Annotated in this window: 3 protein-coding genes; 1 reads left to right on the top strand and 2 read right to left on the bottom strand. The window is 66.7% G+C overall.

The genetic code is table 11. The features are described from left to right. Nucleotides 1–363: peptidase inhibitor family I36 protein (locus GA0115259_RS38670; RefSeq protein WP_161230676.1), on the top strand; the 363-nt coding region annotated here is incomplete at its 5' end. Between the two features lie 581 nt (nt 364–944). On the opposite strand, the gene GA0115259_RS38665 is transcribed toward GA0115259_RS38670, so the two are convergent. Then, nucleotides 945–1421 (bottom strand): helix-turn-helix domain-containing protein, encoded by a 477-nt coding sequence (locus GA0115259_RS38665; protein WP_093605310.1) that lies wholly within the window; start codon nt 1419–1421, stop codon nt 945–947. Further along, entirely contained in the window at nt 1418–2098 is a 681-nt protein-coding gene (locus GA0115259_RS38660; RefSeq protein WP_237540798.1) for a hypothetical protein, read from the bottom strand. The genes GA0115259_RS38665 and GA0115259_RS38660 overlap by 4 nt, the downstream gene beginning before the upstream one ends. Nucleotides 2099–3344: the final 1246 nt, after the last annotated feature.

The following is a 3344-nucleotide window of genomic DNA, read 5'->3' as shown; positions in this document are numbered from 1 at the left end:
CTGGCGGGTGCCGCCGCCATTACCGCCACCGCCTGGCTCATACCGGGCTTCGCAACCGCAGCTCCCGCAGCGTGGGACTGCAACGACGGCTCCTTCTGCGTCTACAGCGGTGACAACGGCGCGGGCTCGGTTTGCGGGTGGAGTGGAGACGACCCCGACTGGCACAACGGCACAAGCCAGTGCAGCTGGACGGGCAGCACCCGCGTGCAGTCCGCCTTCAACAACGGGCTCTCCGGACTGCCGGTCTCGGCCTACACCGCCATCAACGAAGGTGGCACCAGGGTCTTCTGTCTCGCCAAAGACGGCAAGATCAACCTCTCTGGCGTAGGAACCTACCTTCGCTCCCACACCTGGTCCTGTTGACAGCACGGCCAAAGCCTCGACGAACGCGGCGGTCGGGCAAGCAGCCCACCGCCGCCGGCTTCCACGGCGACGACGGCCGCCCGCCGCCGCCGCGCACTGCACCATTGCCGCCAGCGGTGCTCGTGGTCCTATCGATGGTCGCCTGGTGGTATCAGACCGGTATTGCTGCGCTGCGCAGCGCAGCATTTACATGGGCCAGGCGGGCGGCACACGGGTGCTGCTCGTATAGCAGGCCGACCCAGGCCCGATGCAGCATGCCTTGCTGATCGGGGTAGCAACGGGGCTCCGAGGGCCGTCGCGGCCGCTGCATAGCATCGCAGATCTGCGATGCTCCGGGTGAGATCCATTCACAGCTGCTGCATAGATCGCGAAGCAGCAGCGCCCCCGCGCGGAACGGTTGCCCGCACCGGAACGCCGTGCGCGCGGCCGGTCGGACGTCGACTGTTCTGGAGATCCAGAACAAAGTGGTTGCCCTGCTGCTACCGCCCCGCCGGGTGCGAGGCGCTGTCCTCGGGGTCTCCCCACGTGCGAAAGCGGCGCCGCACGAGAGGTGCGACGCCGCAGGGCACTGCTTCAGAGGGTCAGCGTTTGCGCCGGGACGCGAGGTCGATGGGCGGCTCAGCTGGACGCAGCCGGCGGGCGGCCTTCTCCTGGCGCTCCTTCTCGTGCTGCGCGACCCGGCGTTCGTAGCGCTCCTGGAAGTCCGGGTGGTCAAACCGGTCGTCGTCGTCCATCGCTGCGATCGCCGCCAGCTGGTCCGCGGGGGTGCGGAAGCCGGCGATGAGGGGGCTGAGCCGGTAGACGCCGTTCCCTTCCTTCCCGACCATCTGGGCGAAACCGAGGTGCTGAAGGCCGCGGGTGACCTTCGAGCGGCTCAGCCCGACGTGCTGAGCGATGACGTCCTGAGTGGCCACGCAGCGCCCGCCGGGCTCCTGGCGTCCCAGGAGGTGCAGCAGGACCGGGTAGGCGGCCGGCGGCATGCCCCTGGGGGTGAAGGCGAGGGCGTTATTGGCCGTCCAGACGTACTCGGGGATCATGCTCTCCACGGCGATCGTCATGACGTCCCATCCTCCTCCGGCCGCGCCTGTCGGGCTGCAGCTCGGGCCCGTGCGCGGGCCTTGTCCTCCCGGGGCGGCTTCTTCTCCGGGTCCGGCAGCCTCCGCAGCGCGCGGAAAGCGTCGGGCAGGTCCTCATTCTCTTCGATCGCGTCCAGCAGCGAGAGCTGGTCGATCTTCATGGTGCCCGCCACACGCAGACCGGGCTTCGGCTCGATGGGCACCCTGCCACCCCTGAGCGTCAGCCTGGGGTGCAACTGGTACGTGCCCGCCTTGAGCTTGACGACCACTCCGATCTGCCCAGCTTCCTTGAGCGACCGGGAGATCTGCGACTGCTTCACCTTCAGCAGCTCCGCCAGTTTCGTCTGTGTCGCTTCGACAGTCCCGCCGGGCTTCTGCATGCCCATCATCCGCACGATCAGCCGCAGCGAGACCAGGTCGTCGCGGTAGTAATCGGCGAGCCAGCACAGGAACGCCTGGCTGTCCATGACGAAGTCCTCGTTCAGGAACCCATCGCTGGTGACCGGCGGCTCCACCGAGGCCCGGTAGCCGTCCGGCAGGTTGACCACATTCGCCTGCCGCAGCGCCCCGGGCATCCGGAAGGCACTCGGTGGGGGCGGGGGAGGAGCGTTGGCCGGGGCCAGCCTCTGCCGCGGCTGCTGCTGGGGCCGTGCCGTCATCGGGGGGCTCCGCTCCTCATGATCGGTAGGTGGTGGCCGCAGCATACTGGATTGTGCCCCTCCTGCACTTTCCTGTTCCCCAGATGCACTTTCCGCGTGTCGTTATCACCCGGGGGTGATTTCTCTCCCCTCCCCGCCGGGTCGACGTCGACTCGCCCGCGCCGCGCCGTTTGTGCCCCACGTGCACAATCCGCATCACGCCCGCCGAGACCCCGGCCGTCAAAATGTGCACCTGGGGCACAAACGGGGGCCGTTTTACAACCCCGGGGTGATAACCCGGACCCCGATTTATCACCCCGGGGTGATACCCCTGAGACTCCGAAAACGTGTTGACCTGCGAAAACATCGATCTCCCTCTCCCTCTAGAGCATGTGCGCGCGCGTGATACCCGATCTTGCGGCTGGACTCAACCACCGACACGCAGTGCCGCGCCGTGGTCAACCGGGCCTGACCACGGGCTGATGCTCTGCGGCTGAGGCGGCTTCGCATGCGTCTCGGCGGACCCGTGCGGCTCGTGGACGGCAGCAGCGTTGCTGCGTCTCGGGTCGTGCCCACCGTGACGTTCAAAAACATGGAAGCGTGGCTGAGGCCAGCGGGTGGTTTCGCCGCCCGATCCGGGGGCCGTTCGGCTACCGTACCTCCGCACGTTGAATTCCAGCATTCCCATATCGGGCTTCCGTTCTGTGGCTGAGCTATTCAGGGTCACACAATTCTGAATTCACATGCTTGATTTTGGTCAGGGTTAGGGGTGATGCCACCAGGTCCCAAATGCTACACACCCAAACATCCTGATGCATCATGCTGGAAGCACGCTCATCCTCTCGGGTGATGCGTTGACGTATCCTGCCTAGTCGTGGCGGGTTGTCGTGTATGCTGGCGGGGTATTGGTGAGCGTGAGCGCCCGGTTTTCGAGGGCGGGGGAGGGGTCCGGGTGGAGCGCAGCGGAGCCCGTCACTGCGGTGGGGCTGGCACCCCGTCAGGCCGACGGTCCGTCACTTTCGTTGAGGGGGTGGTGGCGCGGATCACCAAGCCCTACACAGGCCCTCGCGTGATGCACCTCCCCTTGCTGTCAGCCCAGGCATCCGCGTTTGCGCAGGTGCCCACAATTCGCGCTTGCGCGAATTGATCCGCTTTTAGAATTCCGCTTGCGGAATTCCATTCCGGGCGCTTGCGCCGGAATCCGAATTGCGCTTGCGCAATTCGTGCTCTATGCCCCGGCTTGCCGGGGCATATCCCGCTCCGCGGG

It is taken from the genome of Streptomyces sp. MnatMP-M17 (genome assembly GCF_900091995.1).
In the GTDB taxonomy this organism is placed as follows: domain Bacteria; phylum Actinomycetota; class Actinomycetes; order Streptomycetales; family Streptomycetaceae; genus Streptomyces.
The sequence above is the reverse complement of the archived record's forward strand: the minus strand, read 5'-3'. Positions and strand labels throughout refer to the sequence as shown.